Raw genomic sequence first — 18,334 nt, forward strand, 5'->3', positions numbered from 1 at the left:
CATAGCCCAGCAGTTTTATGGTCTTGATATAGTTGTATTTGCATTTATTTTTGTTGTCATTGCACAGATATTTTCACCGGTTATATTCGGAAATAGCGGGGCAAGGACATTATTCGCACTTGCCAGGGATGGGCTGATGCCAGAGAGCTTTTCAAGGGTACACAAAAAATATGGCAGTCCTTATGTTGCAACCATATGGTTATTCCTGATTGTTGTTATTGGAGTATTGCTAACAATAGTGCCAATGGTTTATTATTATGGTGAATCAAATGGCCTTTTTGACAGTTTTGCATTATGGGGCACTGCAATAACAATATTCACCCTTCTTTACCATATAGCCACAAATAATTCCCTGGCACTATTTATAAAAAAGAAAAAATTAAAAATGAAACCCATATCTTATATTATAGCACCAACCGCAGCATCTGTACTAATGGCCATAGCCATTTATTATTCTCTTTTGGGCCTGACAATGCCCCTTTCTGTTATATACATATTAATACCTGCATGGATAATCATTGGCGTAATAATAATATATGCAAGGAGGAACTCAACAAATGTTGAAACAATTGACGAGTTAACAGGGGATTAATGATGGTTAAACCTGAATTTAAACCATTTACATTAGAGATTGATGGCGCATCAGAATTTTATGTGAAAAGTGGAAATAATCTTATATTAGATTTTTCCGGATCGGCAATGACAACAGGTTACAATTTCATAAAACCGGAATGGCTGGTGCCGCAGGTAAGCAGCCTTGTATTCAGAAATTTTTATAAATGTGAATTAAAAAATACGCTTAAAAAATTATCCGGATTTGAAAATTCGGCTTTCACCACAAGCGGAACAGAGGCCTGCGACACAGCACTAACAAGATATGGTTTTCCGGTTATTTCCCTTGAGGGTGCCTACCATGGATTAACATATCTAACAAAGATTGTTTCAAATGGTACCGGATATGATATAAATAATAGAATAATCCATCTAAAGATACCTGATAATAAAATTTCAGTGGAAAATGCCATTGAATATAACAACAGCCTGATTAAAAAAAGTCCATTTTCATTGGATAATGGAACAGTTATAATAGAACTTATACAGTCAGATGGGGGTGTGAATGTTTTACCAAAAGAGTTTATAAATTACATAATCGAAATATCAAAGAATCTTGGGTTTCATTTAATTGTTGATGAGGTATATACTGGTTATGGCCGGTCCGGTGAAATGTTTTTATTTAAAAAATACAATATAAAACCAGATATGGTTTGCATTGGCAAGGGCATGGCTGCCGGCCTTCCACTTGGGGCGGTTTTATATAATAACTCCTGGGATTTGCCATATAATGATGTATTAAGCATGCAGGGCGGTAATATGTTTACCTCAAGGGTGGCACTTGAGGTTATTAAATCACTTGATGAAAAAAGGTTAGATTTTGTCAGGAATAATGGTGTTAATATAATTAAAAAACTGTTGAAGATTTCAAATGATAAAATATCATCTGTAAGGGGGCTTGGATTTATGATTGGAATTGAATTCTCTGATGATGTTGGCAATCCTGATCCGGAATATGCATTAAACATTAGAAACAGATTATTTTCTGATAATCTGGCATGTTCGCTTACAGGTGAATCAAATAATGTATTAAAGATCACACCACCTGTGCTTATAGATAAAGAAACGCTGGATTCAGGAATTGAAAAAATTATTAATGTACTTGAAGAATAATATTTAGAAATGTCAAAATCAAAGGTATTTAGTTATTTACCAATGAAAAATCAGGAAGATTAAATTATATAATTAAATGATTGGGGCCTTATTTTAACAGATCGTGTACCATATTCTGTGTATTTATAAAGGGTACCTCCTATTGAATATATTTTTAATCTCATCATGGCATTTATATTATCCATTCATGTTCCTGAATGACTGCTAAGAATCGAAACGTATTGATTTTAAATAAAATATCTTCATTGCAGAGTCCTCATCAGGGAATGATAATGCTACTTTAACTATTCTTTTTATTACTTCGTTTATTCTAAATTTGGAAAATAATCAATAACAATGAAATTTAAAATCGGCATATAAAATCAAGTTTTGTCATGAAATATAAAGACTCAATGATTTAACATTATGAAGGTAACATAACGGCATGCCCAATTTTATAAGACTGTTTATAATCTGCTTAAATTGTACAGTATAATATACATAAAATATAATAGTATGTTCAGTATACTGTACAATAATGGTAACAATTGATGATTTCAAATATGTTTTAGCGCTCTGGAAGGAATATAAAATACCAAATATGATAGAACGTGATATGCACATTGATCTGGAAACTGATAAGATAATTGCAATTGCCGGTTCAAGGAGAACAGGTAAAACCTATATCATGTTTCAGTGCATGACTGAACTTTTAAAAAAAGGCATTAAAAATGATAATATTATTTATGTGAATTTTGAAAACGAGAGACTTGTAGGAATAGTTGCATCAGATCTTGACAACCTTCTCATTGCCCATAAGGAACTTTTCAACCCTGATGGTACCATATACCTTTTTCTTGATGAAATTCAGGTTGTTGAAAACTGGGATAAATGGGTTAGAAAAATCTATGACATGGGAAAATATAGAATTATTGTAACAGGTTCCTCATCTGAATTGTTAAGCAGTGAAATTGCCACCTCGCTTGCAGGCAGAAACCTCACATATATTGTTTATCCATTCTCTTTTAAGGAATATGTGGCCGCAAAGGGGCTAAAAATTAACAAACTGTATAAATATTCTATTGAGAAAGGAACCGTATTAAAGTTGGTTGATGATTTTTTGGAATATGGGTCATTTCCTGAAATCGCAATGACAGACAAACCATCAAGAAAACTTGAACTTCTTTCATCCTACTTTGATGCAATTTTCTTCAGGGATATAGTGAGAAGATACAATATCAGAGAGGTTGGAGATTTAAACATATTTCTAAGAATTCTTTCCAGCAGCTATGCCTCCTATTTCAGTTCGGTAAAGGCGTTAAATTATTTCAGAAGTACCGGAAGGAGAATAAGCAGAATAACACTGTTAAATTTTCTTTACTATTCCAAATCTGTCTTTCTCGTAAATATACTTGAGAAATATGAAAAGAGTGTACAGAAGCGCATGGCCACGCAATCAAAGATCTATATAACAGATATAGGCATTTCCCGGCTTTTCTCCGACATTGATAGGGGAAGGGCACTGGAAAACGCAGTTTTTATGGAATTATTGAAGAATGCTTCTCCTGCTATGAGTATAAATTATCTTAAGCTAAAATCAGGAAAGGAAGTGGATTTCATTCTTACTGGAAAAAATATAGAACTCATACAGGTTTCTTACTCAGTGTCGGACCCTGGCACAAGATCCAGGGAAACGTCTGCCCTTGTGGAAGCCGCAATGAACCTTGGTTTGAATACCGGGAAAATAATAACCTATGATTATGAAGGAGAAGAATCAATCAATGGTATTTTAATAAAGTATATTCCATTCTGGTTATGGGCTTTATTTAACTTCTAAATATTGATTTATGTTATGGCACCGATTATTATAAAATAAACCCTCTTTTAATGGTCTTTTGGATTAATAATATTATTATGTTATCCCAAAATGAGTTCATCCCTGCCGATAATTCTTTTAAAGCATCCTGTGATAAAAACTTCATCACATCATTTTTATAAATAATCAATGTAATAGACCAAAAAGTCAAGAAAACGGCCATGCAACAAACCAGAAATGGCACCGGCCTTTGCCCCTGTCTTTGACATGATAAGTTCTGGTCATTATCCAACATTTTAACAAAATTATTGATTTAGAAATTATTTAAGGTTAAGAAGCCATTTCCAGAGGGGTATAAAAATTATCTTTTCACCATTCTTTTCGATATATCCCTCATAATCCCATGTTATAATGAGAAGGTCATGGCACTTAAAATATCTTGCACCGGCCAAAAGCGCAGAAATTTCCCTGGAATTAATATCACTTATATCTGATATATATGTTACCTGGATTAATTGAATGATCTTTAGTGAATCATATAAAACAAAATCAATTTCTTTACCATCAGCCTTTCCGTATTCTTTCCAGTAAGCTATACTAAAGTTATTTTCCATGCCTCTCTTATTTAAGTCCAAAAATACTATGTTTTCCATTAATCTCGGAATGGACATTTCATTTTTAAGCGAATTTATTATTCCAGAATCTATAACATATATTTTCTTCCGGTATGATAATTTCTTATTCTCCGACCGGCTGTATATTTTTAGATAGAACATAAAGAATACCTCCTCGGAATCATACAAAAATTCCAGCAGTTTATTTTTACTTATTTTATAACCAGCTGATTTGAATATACCGTAAATTTTTGATATGCTAAAATATTTTGAATATATTGATATTATATATTTTAAAAAGGCATCCAGGACATTAACTTCGGAAATATTGAAATGTTCTGCCATATCCATTGAGAAAATTGTATTATAATAAGATCTCAATATTCTTAATTTATTATCATTATTTTTTTCTATAACAACCTCAGGATATCCACCATATTCAAGATAATTTCTAAGCTCAGAAATAATATATCCTTTATTGTCAGTGAATCCTGTTAGGTAAGAATATTCCTTCCCATTAAATTCAAGATATTCCCTGAAGTTTAGTGGCATTATAACATATTCAAGGTTTCTTCCCCTTAAGGAGGTTGAAATCTCACGGCTTAATAATTTCGATGATGAGCCTGATAAATAAATTCTAAATTGTTTTGTATCGTAGAGCCTTCTTATATATTTTTCCCAGTTTTCTATATTCTGAATTTCATCAAAAAATAGGTAAATATTTTTCTCTTTATCAGGATTTGCCATTTCATAAAATATAGGTATTATATCATCAAGATCGGAGATTTTTATATTTATTAATCTATCGTCCTCAAAATTTATATACAGTATATTATTCTTCGGTTCGGTTTTTAATAGTTCATTAATTACAAAATATAAAAAATATGTTTTGCCCGATCTTCTTGGTCCTATCACTGTAATAATTTTTTCAGATTTTAATGGTATATTTATGTCTCTTTTACGTGCATATGGTAAATCTCCTGTTAACCATTCAGAGATAACTTTTCTAAATGCTAATTTACTGCCTTCCATGTAAATGTAATACAAAGTTATATAAAATTGTTTTCTTATAAAACAATATATGTTATATTTTGTTTTTTTATAAAACAAATTAATATTAGATACATAATGTATCATACTAAGGATACGGACAACATATTTTATAAATTTATTATATAATTAGTAATAATAAAAATATATTTTTAATACTGATTATAATCCATGCAGATTAAGTATCGATCGGGCATCATATTCTATGTATTGATAAATGATACCATTTACTAAACATGTATTTAACATCATCATTGCATTTATAGCAATTCATCAATCCTATATATTAGCACAGAATTTTGGTATAATCTATGGTATGTGATTAAGGCGTATGGTATTTACCAGCACAATGTGTCAGTCAATAAAATCGGAGTTCTACCGAATTGTACTAAATGATAAATTAGGAAATCAGGATATATTAATGTATTCACTAATAACAGCAGGCAATATAAGTTTGGATGCAAAAATCCTATACATAATCTACCATTACCGCTTTATACAAGGTTTAAGGTATACTATTTAATAACATCATTAACTGATTTTCTTAAAGGGCCAATGAATGAAAAATGTCTATATGATGTAAATCCAAAGATACTAGAACAGGCGGCCGCAACACCAAGGTCATGGTAAAGGGTTTTAACACTAATAAAGAATGGGTTTGTAACACCTGTAGATTTTGAGGGTTATTAGGTCATGAGCCAGGTTCAGCGTTCTATTCATTTTACCGTAAGTATATGGAGGATAGGGGGTAATAATAAAGAATGAAGACCTTGACACTGGAACAGTTGGGAAAGAAAATAAGTTAAGTGATATTAACAAAAAAAGAAAGAAAAAATGAGGTGAAAAATATGGCAAAAGGTGGAGCAATTATTGATGTGGTGAATAGAAAGGTAGATAATACATATGATGCGTTATTTCCAGCATTAAAGGATTTATATGATCAGGGAATTTTATACACAGAAAAGGTATTTGACCAGAAAATACCAAGGTGGGAACATGGAGAGTATCTCGGTGATGAGACAGTAACCATGCACAAACTTATACTTGATCCTGATGTAGATAGATTTATATTAGGTGTACTTGATGATGTTGCAAATTACCCAAGGCTTAATCCAACAGAGAGATATGAAGTTTGGGCACATTTTAAACTTAAATTCAGCAAACTATATTTCATTATTAACAGGGGAATTTATATTTAAACAAAATATGGTAAACAACCTAAATAAAAAATGAGGCTTTTTAATAATTACTTAAAATAACAAAATAAGTAAGGTAGAATCAAAAATAGGTTCTCGTATTGAAAATAATGTGATGTATGAGAAAATATACCTTATATTAAAAAAGTGATGCAGAATTAAGGTGATTATAAAGTATCGGAAAATGTTATTGCAAATGAACAGGAGAAAGTATATAATAAGCGCAATTTTTACGGGAAATCTAATACCATAAATCTATATTATTAAAAATATTATTACATTTAAGAGATTACCAAAATATATATTTAGAAACGTAGATATTTATATTAGTCTCTTATATTATAATATGGATAACAAAATGTCCCAACTAATAAATAAACATATAGAAATAGCTAAGAAATTTATAGAGGATTTAAGGAAAGATAAGGATATAGTTGGGGTGGTTCTATTAGGTGGTGCGGCCAGGGGATATGCAGATGAATATTCAGATATCGACCTCGGAATATTTTACAATTATAATACCAATTTAGTACCCGGAGAAAGAATATTTAAAAATTTTGATTTGGATATAATGCTATTTGAATACAATTCATGGTTAAATGCCAAATGGTCACATGAACAGAGGCAGGCATTTAAAGAGGGCATTTTATTATTAGATCACGATAATAAAATCTATAATTTGTTGCAAAGCAAATTGATTTATGGCGACGAGGAAAGGGCACAGGATATAATAAACATTCTTATGAAATTAAAATGGAAGGGATTTTCTATAGAAAAATACGAAATACCCAAAAATTATGAATTTAAACTACCTCCAGACCTAATGTATAAACGAGGCTGTCTGGAGTGTTCGTATATACTATTAAATGAATCCATTGACCTCTTCTTACAGCTTCTTTACTGTTTAAACCATGAGTTCATACCTGACACCAAGTGGCGCCTATATAATTCATATAAATTAATTTGGCTCCCTGAAAATTATAAGGAGAACATAACAAAATTGATTAAAACCACTGAAATATCTATAGATAATTTAATGATTAAAGTTAATGTCCTGAACTCAATGATCTCAGAAGCCATTGAGGTCATAAGCCATGAGAATATAATTACAAGTAAGACATATTTAGATTTTATTTATGAAGGTGATGAATATAGAACAAAACCATAAATTTATAATTAGAAAGGCAGAACCAAAAGATTATGGTTCCATTGCAAATATGATCAATGTGGGTTCTGCCTCTGGTGCATTCAGCTACAAAGTTACAGATGCAAAAAAGTTAAAAAAATACATAGAGGCGAATGTTTATCAAAACTATAATATTTTTGTTTATGAAAACGAAAATGGTATTTTAGGCTATATGGATATATTTTCATCTGGAAACGTTGGGACAATATTGGGGATTTTCGTGGATGAAAAATATAGAAAAATGGGCATTGGAACAGATATGCTGAATCTAATAATCAAAAAATTTGAAGAATATGGATGTTACAAAATTGTAACAGAAGTTTATGGGGATAATTATAAAAGTATAAACTTTTTTACAAAAAACAATTTTAAAATTGAATGCAGGATGAGTGATATGGAGTTCCATAAGGACATATTAGTTTTTACCAGATACATTTAAATTTTTTATTTCATTATGAAAATCCATATAGGCCACTATATGGCTGGGCTTCCTAAATTTTAATATTCTTTCTGCTATTTTTGTGGGAATGTTAACACTTTCTAAAGATAATGCAGTGGTTATTAGGGATGCTAAAAGCAGGGGTTTATCAAGGAATAATGAAGATGCCGCACCAATAATTCCTATTGTTATATCTACTTTATCCTTTATTTTGTTATTTTGTGATTTATTATAAACATTAACAGCGTCGTTAATTTGCTTGAATTCCTCTTCAAGCGCAATTTTTCTATCCACTATTTTTTCCCTATCCATTCTTTCATTGATTGCCCTATCCAACTCAAATAATGCTTTTCTGGCCTTTTCTGTATCAATCTGCAATGCAGTATCTATTCCTGATGGGAAATACACGCCGTTATTCCTTAAAAGTTCAATACCAACGTCGGTGGGAAATTCCATAATTTTTTTAGACTGGCCGATTTTATCTTTAAGTAATGGTGATATATCCTTATATGCGTCCGAATTAAGAGGATTTTCAATAGAGTACTTATCAATGGGTGTTATACCTTCCAGTGAGTAAAATACAGGATCTGTAAGAAACGAGGAATATGTATATATTAAATTATATATTTCCTCAGGAGAATATTTACCGCCGGTGAGTTTATCAAAAAGGGATTTATATCCAAGTGCACCTAGCTGGGTTAAGATGTTCTTGGCTGTATTTTCAATTTCATTTTCAAATTTATTAACATACGCATCCCATTTAATTTTTTTGGCATAATCGAATAACTTCCCATCAAATATTTTATTTGAAATCTCTGAATAATTATTTTCAGGATTGATAAATTTCAAATACATATCATTTCTTATTTGTGATGATGGGGCGTTTTCTATTATCTCATCCATATAATCTAAATTTTCATAGGCGACGGGATCAGAATCCAGATTAATTGATACTCTATTTCTTTCCTGGAGTTCAATTAAATAATCCAATGATATTTTTAATTTCTTTTCTAATGCCTCCCTATTTTTAAACGGCGGTACATTAATTATTATATCATCTAAATATGGTATCAAGGCGTATACTGGTTTATCAAATATGTAATAACCATAAGTTTTGCGACTATTTACTTCGGGTAGTTTAAGCTCTGGAAATAATTTTTCTATTGAAAAATTTTCTGGTTTTCTATTTTTTAATAACTTTTCGGCTTTTTCATACTCCTGAAATCTCTTTTCAATTAATTGGGATTTTTCCATGCCAAAATAATAAACCTATATTTATATATAAAACTTTTTATTAATTTATTTTTTATATTTCTATGCCAGTATATCCAATATAAATGGAAAAAATATAATAAAGGAACATTCAATGAGAAATGAAAAAATAAAATCATGCACGTATGGATAGATGTTATAATAAAAGTTCTGCATTTTGTGAACCGTTGAAAAAATTATATAAAATATTTTAATTAATATTTTATAATGATATTTATCACATATTATCAATAATTTCATTATGGCAGGCTTAACATAACAACTGTTTATGTTATATATTAATCCAGCACATTATTCCTTTTAAATATTTTTATATACACATAACCATTTAAATTATTATGGACGACACATACAGTCATATATCAAATATTTATGGGATGAACCATTATGAAATAGATAAGCCATTCCAGGAAATCCTTGAATTTTATGCTGGAAAAAGATTAAACCTTGACCGGCTGGGTTTATATGCCGGAAAGGAACTCTATGAAATTACAGATTATATAGATAAAATATCACCACCGGTACTTAAAATGTGGGGAATAGACGGTGAAAGAATAGACAGCGTTCTTATAGATACCATGGAAAAGCAGACCATTGAAAAACTAATTAAGGACTTTGGCATAAATAAACCATATTTTCATGGAAAATCCATAATAGAACATTATGCAATGGGTTATCTTGTTGCAGATCCGGGAATATACTGTATAATAACACTTACACATCAAACCGCATATGCCCTGCACAAGTATGGCAATGGCGCCTTCAATGATTATGTTTCAGGGCTTATTGGTGATTCAGATAATATAATGCTTGGTGCAACATGGTTTACCGAAATACAGGGGGGCAGTGACCTTGGTGCAAATCAAACAGTGGCGGAATCAAAAAATAATCTATGGTACCTTACCGGGGATAAATACTTTGCAAGCAATGCAGGCCTAGCTGATGTGTCATTAACATCTGCATTTCATGATGGAAACCATGGTGCAAAGGGGTTATCACTTTTTGTGCTGCCAAGAAGGAATATTAATGGTGATTTAAATTACCATGTTAGGCGGCTCAAGGAGAAAAGTGCCACAAGGAGCGTGCCGTCTGGTGAGGTTGAGCTTAATAAATCTGAGGCACAGATGCTTGGTGATGCAGGTCGCGGAATCTATTATATAACTGAAGATTTAATGGTTTCAAGGCTTGATAATGCTGCAGCAGCATGTGGGATTGCAAGAAAGGCTTATTTAGAGGCCTATTATTATTCAATGAGGAGAAAAACATTTGGATCACTTCTAATTGAACATCCTGGAATTAAAAGGGATTTGCTGGATATGGAGATACTCTTGGAGGGTTCCATTGCACTGACGTTTAAAACCATTGAATTATTTAATAACTCCATAAAATCTGAACCACCATATGACGGTGATTATAATTATACAAGGTTAATGACGCATATTGTAAAAAACATTACAGCAGAGTCATCATCAATTATTACAGAAATGGCCACTGAACTCCATGGCGGTATAGGATTTTTATCCGAGTTTCCAATAGAACGGTGGCACAGGGAGGCCTTAATAACACCCATATGGGAGGGTGCAAGCAATATACAGGCACTTGATATGCTTGAGGCAATAAAGAGGAAGGAGGCACACATTAAAATGCTTCAGGACTTTAATAAAATGGTGAATGAAATTAAAGATGGCAGGGACATTGCCAGTTCATGCTACAGCATTATTAATGAATCCATTGACAGGATTTTATCCATGGATGATATAGCCTCGCAGTTCCATGCAAAGTATTTAATGGATTTAATTGGCAATTCAATGGCCAGCATTCTTCTAATTTACATGGGCAATAAAACTGGGAATAATGATTTTATCACGGCCGGTAAGCTATATTTTAGAAGGTATGTGGAGAAAAATGACTATGATAATGATGCACTGTCATTATCTGATTCACTTATACATATAGAACGGCGTGAACGCCTGATTAAAAACAGGTGATAAAATGGCGTATGGTTATAACGTAATTAATATTTTAAAACGGGCCTACAGCCTGTTTCCAGAGCACAAGGTAATAGGAGAAAAAACAGTCACATACCGGGAGCTGTACAGTAATGTATTAAAAATATCCACATCCATGAATGAAATGGGCATATCCAAGGGGACGGTATTTGCGGTGGCAGATTACAATTCTCTTGAATTTTTGGAACTTTTATATGCTGCTGCAATGACCGGATCCATAATTTATCCTGTTAATATTAAGCTTCCATGGAATATGGTTATGGAAACTATTAGAGAGTCAGGGGCAAGGTATATATTTGCCTCAGAGGATTTCATTAATGCAGGCATTGGAAGGGACATGCCAAAAGACCACATTATTTCTATTGGTCCGGATCAAAATTATAAAAATTTTGATGATCTTTTGATTGCTGATACATCATATGAAAGGGAAATATCTGGTAATGAGGATTATTCAATACTTTTTACCTCAGGAACAACTGGAAAACCCAAGGAGGTTTTATATACCAGCGAAAAGGCTGTAAACGGTGCCATGAGCATACTTTACCAGCTTGGCATGTTTCCATCCCCCGCATCACTGAACCATAATGATACGATTCTTTCATTAATACCGTTTTACCATATATGGTCCTGGGGTTCAGCATTTCATGCTGCATACCTTGGGTCCAGCTATGTTTTAACAGGAAAATATAGCCCTGACAATGTTATTTCCATGATAAAGAGAAATAAGGTTACGTGGATCAATGCTGTACCAACAATGGTTTATGATCTCATATCCCATGATGTTAATGATGATTTAAATGGAATCAAGATGCTTATAGGTGGATCACCGGTAAGCAACGGCATTGCCAGCAGGCTCAGGGCAAAAAACATAAAATTTTCCACCATTTATGGTGGGACAGATATGCTTGCAGCATCAATATCACTGGGCAATGATGGTGATTTGGAATCATTGCGTTCCATTACGCATCCTGTTCCAATGGTTGAGGCGTCTGTAAGGGACAGCTCCGGCAAAATACTTGAAAACAATACCATGGGTGAACTCTGGATAAGTTCCCCATGGCTTCCTGGAAAATATCTGAATATAAAGGAGCAGAATCCATATAATGGTGGATGGTTTAAAACAGGTGACGTTGCCATGATAACTAACAGTGGTGGCATAAAAATACTGGACAGGCTTAAGGACGTAATAAAGAGCGGAGGGGAATGGATACCAACATCAATTCTTGAATCAATAATATCTGAATTTCCTGGAATTGATATATGTGCTGTAACCGCCATTAATGATGAGAAATGGGGAGAAAGACCTGTGGCATGGATTAAGGCTTCAGGGGAAATAGATCTTGATAAACTTAGGGAATTTATGGATTTAAGAGCTGAATCAGGTGATATAAAAAAATGGTGGATACCGGTAAGTTTCAGGATAATCAAAGAAATGCCAATGACCAGTGTCGGAAAGATTGACAAGGCAAAATTAAGAACAATGGTGTAAAAATTTATCCACAAATAATATTTATTTAAAGCCTATCCATAGGAGCAGTATCCCTATGAATTCAGCATAGTAAAGAAATACAGGTATTGCCGCTATGTAAAGTGTTCCGGCAATGCTTACGACAATGACGCCGGCAATTATGCTCAGGAGTTTTATGTTTCTGGATTTTTTATAGCTTAATGCCGCTATTAAAATGATGAAAAACGCTGCCGGAAAACTTACAAACGATGAGGAAACCACAACCATCAATGGGAGTGGACCAAAAACAATATGGTGTATTATAATTTTCCCAACCGGATATATTATCAGTGTAATAAGCAAAAATATGGATGCAAGTCCTGTATATAAATAATAATAATTAAGGTATTTTTTATTCCCAAAGAGTGCAAATGACCCCATGGCAAGGAAATCAACCAGTATTGCAACCAGAAACAGGTATAAATCTATTAAAAATCTGGAGAATATCCCCGCAGCCATTAAAAGCTCAAGGAATACTGAAATAACAAAGACGAGAAGGCCCAGTCCCCAGTACAGTAGATGCAGACCGTGATTTTTCTGATATTTCATAAAAATAACTGAGGTAAGTCCCGCTGTCAGAAGCAGGATGATAATAACGGATATTTCCACAAATGCTCTTGATGTAATAAGCATAAAACTAGGATTGTTTATTGCTATAAAACTTTATTTACAAATTATTTAGGTATTTCAATTTAAGAAAATTAAAATCCCTTTGTAATGTTAACATCCTCAGCAAGAACATAGGGCATGATTGATGGCGATATCTCATCCCACCATTTTACATACTTTTCCTCGGATGAAACCTTTTTAATATTTTTAAGTATATTGGGTATTGAATCACTTATCCTTATTCCACCCATGGCCTTGCTAATTTTTCCATTGTTTATAAGAAATACACCGTCCCTTGGAACCGTTGAGAATATTCCGTTTTCCTCGTCCTGGAATCTTGTGTACCATGCATTATTTATAAATATTCCATGGTCAACAGAATTAATTATATCATCAAATTTATTATTCCCACCATGCATGTGCAGCTGCCATGCATGTGGATATATTATCCCGGCATTTCCTGTGGTTTTTGTGCCGGCCTCCATGGCAGTGGAATATGAATGCAGGTATGTTTTAAGTGTACCATTTTTTATTATTTCAAGATTCTTTGTCAGTGTGCCCTCATCATCAACAGGATTGAAACCAATGCCATTTATATTCGCGGGCTCATCGCTTAGATTAACATAACCTGAGGCCACATTTTTGTCCAGCATATTCTTAAAAGGGCTGCTTCCTGATTCTATGTTAAAAAATGAAAAAAAGCCTGAGCTGTATGAAAGAAGATTTCCAATTACATTTGGGGACATTATAACATCATATTTCCCCTCAGGAATATCCAGATTATCATATTGTGACTGCAGTGGAAGAACTGCAGCATTTACCATGCTGTAGGGATCAATATTTTTAATTGAACCGGGGCCAAAATGATAGTTCTCCTGGCCTGATAAATTTCCCTTAAAGGACCTCAAAACAATCTCCATTCCGGGCCTTGAAAATTTTTCATCATTGTAAGGTGTTTTAACATGAACCGTTTCATATGATTGATAAATTACACCTGCAGACCTTTCAGCACCGTTTTTTAATGATGCGTCTATGAGCTGCTGTGAAATATCGTATATGTCCCTCCTTTCAAAGTTTGTTATTTCCATATTATAATCATTTTTCTCAGGATTAATGCCATTATATGAAATGTAATCAGGGCTTATTGACAGCATCCTTTTTATTCTGTCTATTATATAATCATAGTTTAAATTAACAGAATTAAATGATGCCTCTGCTATTTTCTTTCCCCTGGATGCAAATATCTTTATTCCTGAATCAAACCACCTGTTAAATATGTCCATGGTGTTATTTGAAAACCTCAATTCCTCGGTATCATCTCTTAATTCAATTATTGAATACTCATCACAGATTTCGGCAAGCCTTTTTGATATGTATAAAATATCCATGGGAATCACTTTATATACATATTCCTGAGCCTTGCATGGGGACCTCCCATCCAGACATCAACACCCTGCTCGGGGTCTCCCTTTCCGCATATGCCGGCACTGAATTTTAAATCATTTCCTACTGCATCCATGGATGTATAAAATTTTACTGTGTTTGTTTCTATCACAGGCCTTCTAACCTGTTCCATAATTTTGCCGTTCTTTATTATATATGCCTCCCTGCCAACATATTTTTCATTAAATCTTATATCGTCTATATTCCATTCGGTATAATTTTTTATGTATATTCCATTCCTTATATCCTCTATTAATTCATCGAATGTATAATCCCCAGGCTCAAGATAGGTTGTGCTCATTCTTGCAAGTGGCTCCATATCCCAGTCTGAGGACCTGCCACCGCCATTTGACTTTGAATTGTTTAATCCCGCACTTTCCCTGTTTAAAATAAATTCTGATGTGTACCCGTTTTTATACAAATACCTTTTTTTGGCCCTAATTCCCTCATCATCATATTTATAATAGCCGAAGCTTTTTGCAACATTGGGATCATCTATGATATTCACTGCACTGCTTCCTATTTTTAGAGGATAATTATCAGGCCTTATAAATGATTCGCCTGCCTGTGCGGACTCCCTTCCTGAAATACGGTCATATTCCATGGGATGGCCGGCAGACTCATGTGCGGCTATACCGCTTATATCCGGCCCTATTACAACATCGTACTTGCCTGGCTCCGGCCTGTGGGACCTTATTGCACCCTGAATTGACTTAATATCATTTTTTATTATATCTTCCAGATTTAGTTCAAGTAGATTCTCATATCCGCCGGTATAGCCAAATTCATTATATGTCTCCTCAAATGACCCTGAATCGTAGACTCCAGCATTGTATACATAGTATATCCTTGAGTATTCTGAATTAATCTCTGTTCCTGATGAATTAATATAAAATTGTTTTATTTGCCTATCATGAAGGGCGTTCATTCTTAGGCTGGCACCGGCATTATCCATTAAGGCATCTGCTGATTTTAAAATATCAATTTTTTCAGAATCCGGGAAATCTGTAACTGCTTTTTTTCCATTTTCCCTCCATGCATCCCTTATGCCACCGCCCTGGTCAATTTTGTTCTTTCCCTTTAATCTGGATTTTTTTATTACAGCATCAAGTTTATCCCTTATGGCATCAAAATTGTCATCATTAAAAAACCCCATGGATATTGATCCGTTTTGAACCCTTACAGCATATCCAGAATCCTCAGAAAGGCCGGACCCTGTATACTTGCCATTATTATAATGGTAATAATTCTCACTGGATTGTATAAATCTTACCTCACAGTATTCGGATTGCCTTTCCAAATAACTTAAAATTTTATCTGCAAATTCCATAAAATCATTTTTCTTTTATTGTTGATTCATAATTTTTTAAAATTCTGCTTATGCATTTTCCGTAATTGTAGTCAGCGTCATCCCTTTCCATTGTCATCTTTGGCGTGATTAATTTTGTTCTAACAGAGTATTTTCCCCTGCCCTCTGTTTTGTATTTCCTAATGTTGAATATTAATTTTCCTGTGTTTCCAATTATCCTGCACACATTTTTAATGAACTTGTCTGCCATAAAATATGTTATATCATATAGATCGCGGTCATCCTGGTCAAGGCCAGAAACCTCTATAAAGAAACCCTCCTCGGAACCTGTTTCAATTATATTGATTATATCAGATATGCCTATGATCCCTGTAACCTTCATGTTTTTATCCACAACCGGAACTATATGAAGGCCATTTTTAAGAAGTACATTTACAGTATCAAGCACATTTGAATCCTCATCAACATAAACTGGTGAATCCATAAGCGATGACACAACAACCTCAACCTTTGATTTTCCCGATGTGTATTCACCATAGGTGATTTTTTCCTTATCCATAACTGCGTAATTGATTATTTCCCTGGCCCTTAAAATGCCGGTAAGCTTTCCATTTTTTGTTACAGGTATTTCATACTCGTCCAGCTGCCTTATTCTATCTGCTGCAACCTCGATATCCTCGTTTTCCTCAACGGTTACAACGTCCGAATTCATTATTTCGAAATTTTTTATATTTTTTGCATTTGATATTATTTGTTCAAGATTTTTTATAATATCTGTTCTTGTTATTATGCCCTTAAGAATGCCCTTTTCAACAACGGGTATTGAATTAAGCCCGCTCTCCTTTATTAACCTTACAGCCTCTATTACATCAGCCTTTTCCCCAACAACAGGAGTATTGATTGAAAAATTATAAACCTTGGAATTTGTCTTAATGCTTCCCCTTCTAAGTATATTTTTATAGGTTAGCATTGCCACATATTTTTTATTATCCACTATTGGAAGCTGCTGGATGTCATTTGTATTCATTTTTGAAATTGCCTCAGAAACTGTCGCATCCTTTTCAATTGTCACAAGATCCCTTGTCATTAATTCCTCAACCTGCATTTTATCACCAGTATTTTAAACTCATTTTATCTATTATATTGTTAATTTCATTCGACATATTTAATTTATTGGATATTCCATAAAAAATGTCTGATATTAAATCCATGCAGCTTATATTATATCTTGTTATTTCCTGTGTACCAACCCTGCCAACCCTGTCTATTATAATTTTGCTTTTTTCCATTTCTTCAGAAAATGTTATAAAATTAAATCCATGGGTTTTTAAATAATTTTCATTTAATATTATCTGGTGTGTTTCTGTATCCTCCGTGCCGGGCTGGATCATGTCTCCATTTTTTGCCATGCTGTGTGCCAGGTTCCTGGTGTTTTTAACAACATTGCCGGCATATTCCTGACCAAATTTAAGCATCTCTTCCACTGCAATGGAAAGGCCGGCAAATCTTGATAAATTAAAATTATCGAATGTTTTAAAAATTGAATTTTCCTCTATTTTATCAAATAATTTATTATCATTGGTCATTATTATCCCACCCTGCGGCCCAAAGAATGTTTTATGTGTAGAACCATACAAAATATCTGAATATTTCATTGCATCATCCTGAAATGCGCCACCTGCAATAAGCCCAAGTACGTGTGATGCATCATATAGTAATTTTATTTCATATTTATCACATATTTCTCTTATTCTTTTAAGGTCATAATGCCTAATAAAAACAGACTGGCCCAGTATAATTGCATCCGGTTTTTCACTGGATGCCACATTTTCCAGTCCATCATAATTTATTTTATAGCCCTCCATTGGTACTGGAACAGATTTAAAGTTCAGTATGCGGTCAAGATTTCCGCCAAAATATCCAGGATATCCGCCATTATCTTCAGGTATTGCCATGATCTTTCTTTTATTTAAAATGGAAAGTATAGATATTTCTGCAGCAATGTGCCCTGATAGTGGCCTGGCCTCGGCATATTCAGATTTAAACAGTTTTTTTATATTTTCATGGGTTTCCGTATAAATTTCCTCCATGTATCTTGTTCCACCGTATATATTATCACCGTTTATTTCCAATGAATATCTGGATCCAAGGTCTGATGACATTGCGAGTTTCACGTTTGG

At 33.4% G+C, this 18,334-nt stretch carries 15 protein-coding genes and 1 pseudogene; 8 read left to right on the forward strand and 8 right to left on the reverse strand.

The window, feature by feature from the left end; translation table 11 throughout:
• Together QXW15_RS07075 and QXW15_RS07080 are read left to right on the forward strand one after the other, a co-directional pair.
• Nucleotides 1–592 (forward strand): annotated as a pseudogene (locus tag QXW15_RS07075) (APC family permease); the annotation flags it as partial.
• 2 nt (nucleotides 593–594) lie between these two features.
• The gene (locus QXW15_RS07080; protein WP_162200870.1) at nucleotides 595–1,725 is read left to right on the forward strand and encodes an aminotransferase class III-fold pyridoxal phosphate-dependent enzyme; all 1,131 of its coding nucleotides are present in this window, start codon (nucleotides 595–597) and stop codon (nucleotides 1,723–1,725) included.
• A 59-nt stretch (nucleotides 1,726–1,784) separates the two neighbouring features.
• Here QXW15_RS07080 and QXW15_RS07085 read toward each other — a convergent pair whose 3' ends face one another.
• Entirely contained in the window at nucleotides 1,785–1,910 is a 126-nt protein-coding gene (locus tag QXW15_RS07085) for a hypothetical protein (protein ID WP_342790223.1), read from the reverse strand.
• Nucleotides 1,911–2,242: 332 nt separating this feature from the next.
• Between QXW15_RS07085 and QXW15_RS07095 the strand changes: the two genes are divergently transcribed.
• The gene (locus QXW15_RS07095; RefSeq protein ID WP_054964176.1) at nucleotides 2,243–3,541 is read left to right on the forward strand and encodes an ATP-binding protein; all 1,299 of its coding nucleotides are present in this window, start codon (nucleotides 2,243–2,245) and stop codon (nucleotides 3,539–3,541) included.
• Nucleotides 3,542–3,840: 299 nt separating this feature from the next.
• Here QXW15_RS07095 and QXW15_RS07100 read toward each other — a convergent pair whose 3' ends face one another.
• A complete protein-coding gene (locus QXW15_RS07100) occupies nucleotides 3,841–5,166 on the reverse strand; it encodes an ATP-binding protein (protein WP_054964177.1) in 1,326 nt (441 codons plus the stop codon).
• Between the two features lie 866 nt (nucleotides 5,167–6,032).
• Here QXW15_RS07100 and QXW15_RS07105 point away from each other — a divergent pair.
• The 3 genes from QXW15_RS07105 (at nucleotide 6,033) to QXW15_RS07115 (ending at nucleotide 8,005) form a co-directional block, all read left to right on the forward strand.
• Nucleotides 6,033–6,383: a hypothetical protein gene (locus tag QXW15_RS07105; protein WP_156318726.1), complete on the forward strand. Its 351-nt coding sequence runs from the start codon at nucleotides 6,033–6,035 to the stop codon at nucleotides 6,381–6,383.
• A 343-nt stretch (nucleotides 6,384–6,726) separates the two neighbouring features.
• Nucleotides 6,727–7,548, forward strand: a complete 822-nt coding sequence (locus tag QXW15_RS07110) for a nucleotidyltransferase domain-containing protein (protein ID WP_084779385.1) — start codon at nucleotides 6,727–6,729, stop codon at nucleotides 7,546–7,548.
• Nucleotides 7,526–8,005, forward strand: coding sequence for a GNAT family N-acetyltransferase (locus QXW15_RS07115; protein WP_055032507.1), 480 nt, complete (start codon nucleotides 7,526–7,528; stop codon nucleotides 8,003–8,005). The genes QXW15_RS07110 and QXW15_RS07115 overlap by 23 nt, the downstream gene beginning before the upstream one ends.
• Here the strand turns inward: QXW15_RS07115 and QXW15_RS07120 are convergent.
• The gene (locus QXW15_RS07120; RefSeq protein ID WP_054963856.1) at nucleotides 7,982–9,259 is read right to left on the reverse strand and encodes a hypothetical protein; all 1,278 of its coding nucleotides are present in this window, start codon (nucleotides 9,257–9,259) and stop codon (nucleotides 7,982–7,984) included. The two genes, QXW15_RS07115 and QXW15_RS07120, sit on opposite strands and share 24 nt — an antisense overlap.
• Nucleotides 9,260–9,615: 356 nt before the next feature.
• On the opposite strand from QXW15_RS07120, the gene QXW15_RS07125 reads away from it, so the two are divergent.
• Together QXW15_RS07125 and QXW15_RS07130 are read left to right on the forward strand one after the other, a co-directional pair.
• On the forward strand, nucleotides 9,616–11,265 hold the full coding sequence (locus QXW15_RS07125) for an acyl-CoA dehydrogenase family protein (RefSeq protein ID WP_054964161.1): 1,650 nt from the start codon (nucleotides 9,616–9,618) through the stop codon (nucleotides 11,263–11,265).
• A 4-nt stretch (nucleotides 11,266–11,269) separates the two neighbouring features.
• Complete coding sequence (locus tag QXW15_RS07130) at nucleotides 11,270–12,775, forward strand: AMP-binding protein (protein ID WP_342790224.1); 1,506 nt, start codon at nucleotides 11,270–11,272, stop codon at nucleotides 12,773–12,775.
• A 21-nt stretch (nucleotides 12,776–12,796) separates the two neighbouring features.
• Here QXW15_RS07130 and QXW15_RS07135 read toward each other — a convergent pair whose 3' ends face one another.
• The 5 genes from QXW15_RS07135 to QXW15_RS07155 all read right to left on the reverse strand — a co-directional run.
• Nucleotides 12,797–13,426 (reverse strand): hypothetical protein, encoded by a 630-nt coding sequence (locus QXW15_RS07135; protein WP_054964163.1) that lies wholly within the window; start codon nucleotides 13,424–13,426, stop codon nucleotides 12,797–12,799.
• 68 nt (nucleotides 13,427–13,494) lie between these two features.
• The gene (locus tag QXW15_RS07140) at nucleotides 13,495–14,790 is read right to left on the reverse strand and encodes a TldD/PmbA family protein (RefSeq protein ID WP_054964164.1); all 1,296 of its coding nucleotides are present in this window, start codon (nucleotides 14,788–14,790) and stop codon (nucleotides 13,495–13,497) included.
• Between the two features lie 5 nt (nucleotides 14,791–14,795).
• Nucleotides 14,796–16,145 (reverse strand): TldD/PmbA family protein, encoded by a 1,350-nt coding sequence (locus QXW15_RS07145; RefSeq protein WP_287950462.1) that lies wholly within the window; start codon nucleotides 16,143–16,145, stop codon nucleotides 14,796–14,798.
• Between the two features lie 34 nt (nucleotides 16,146–16,179).
• The gene (locus QXW15_RS07150; protein ID WP_048102315.1) at nucleotides 16,180–17,259 is read right to left on the reverse strand and encodes a CBS domain-containing protein; all 1,080 of its coding nucleotides are present in this window, start codon (nucleotides 17,257–17,259) and stop codon (nucleotides 16,180–16,182) included.
• A gap of 4 nt (nucleotides 17,260–17,263) precedes the next feature.
• Nucleotides 17,264–18,334, reverse strand: a 1,071-nt coding sequence (locus QXW15_RS07155; protein WP_342790225.1) for a DegT/DnrJ/EryC1/StrS family aminotransferase, incomplete at its 5' end; no start/stop codon positions are given.

Origin of the sequence: Acidiplasma sp. (genome assembly GCF_038728925.1) — an archaeon.
Taxonomy (GTDB): domain Archaea; phylum Thermoplasmatota; class Thermoplasmata; order Thermoplasmatales; family Thermoplasmataceae; genus Acidiplasma; species Acidiplasma aeolicum.

Excerpts from the sequence above, each read along its gene's own strand:
- QXW15_RS07115 (WP_055032507.1), top strand. The coding sequence starts at position 7,526 with ATGAATATAGAACAAAACCATAAATTTATAATTAGAAAGGCAGAACCA.
- QXW15_RS07080 (WP_162200870.1), top strand. The coding sequence starts at position 595 with ATGGTTAAACCTGAATTTAAACCATTTACATTAGAGATTGATGGCGCA.
- QXW15_RS07120 (WP_054963856.1), bottom strand. The coding sequence starts at position 9,259 with ATGGAAAAATCCCAATTAATTGAAAAGAGATTTCAGGAGTATGAAAAA.
- QXW15_RS07110 (WP_084779385.1), top strand. The coding sequence starts at position 6,727 with ATGGATAACAAAATGTCCCAACTAATAAATAAACATATAGAAATAGCT.
- QXW15_RS07100 (WP_054964177.1), bottom strand. The coding sequence starts at position 5,166 with ATGGAAGGCAGTAAATTAGCATTTAGAAAAGTTATCTCTGAATGGTTA.
- QXW15_RS07130 (WP_342790224.1), top strand. The coding sequence starts at position 11,270 with ATGGCGTATGGTTATAACGTAATTAATATTTTAAAACGGGCCTACAGC.
- QXW15_RS07140 (WP_054964164.1), bottom strand. The coding sequence starts at position 14,790 with ATGGATATTTTATACATATCAAAAAGGCTTGCCGAAATCTGTGATGAG.
- QXW15_RS07085 (WP_342790223.1), bottom strand. The coding sequence starts at position 1,910 with ATGGATAATATAAATGCCATGATGAGATTAAAAATATATTCAATAGGA.
- QXW15_RS07135 (WP_054964163.1), bottom strand. The coding sequence starts at position 13,426 with ATGCTTATTACATCAAGAGCATTTGTGGAAATATCCGTTATTATCATC.
- QXW15_RS07095 (WP_054964176.1), top strand. The coding sequence starts at position 2,243 with ATGGTAACAATTGATGATTTCAAATATGTTTTAGCGCTCTGGAAGGAA.
- QXW15_RS07150 (WP_048102315.1), bottom strand. The coding sequence starts at position 17,259 with ATGCAGGTTGAGGAATTAATGACAAGGGATCTTGTGACAATTGAAAAG.
- QXW15_RS07105 (WP_156318726.1), top strand. The coding sequence starts at position 6,033 with ATGGCAAAAGGTGGAGCAATTATTGATGTGGTGAATAGAAAGGTAGAT.
- QXW15_RS07125 (WP_054964161.1), top strand. The coding sequence starts at position 9,616 with ATGGACGACACATACAGTCATATATCAAATATTTATGGGATGAACCAT.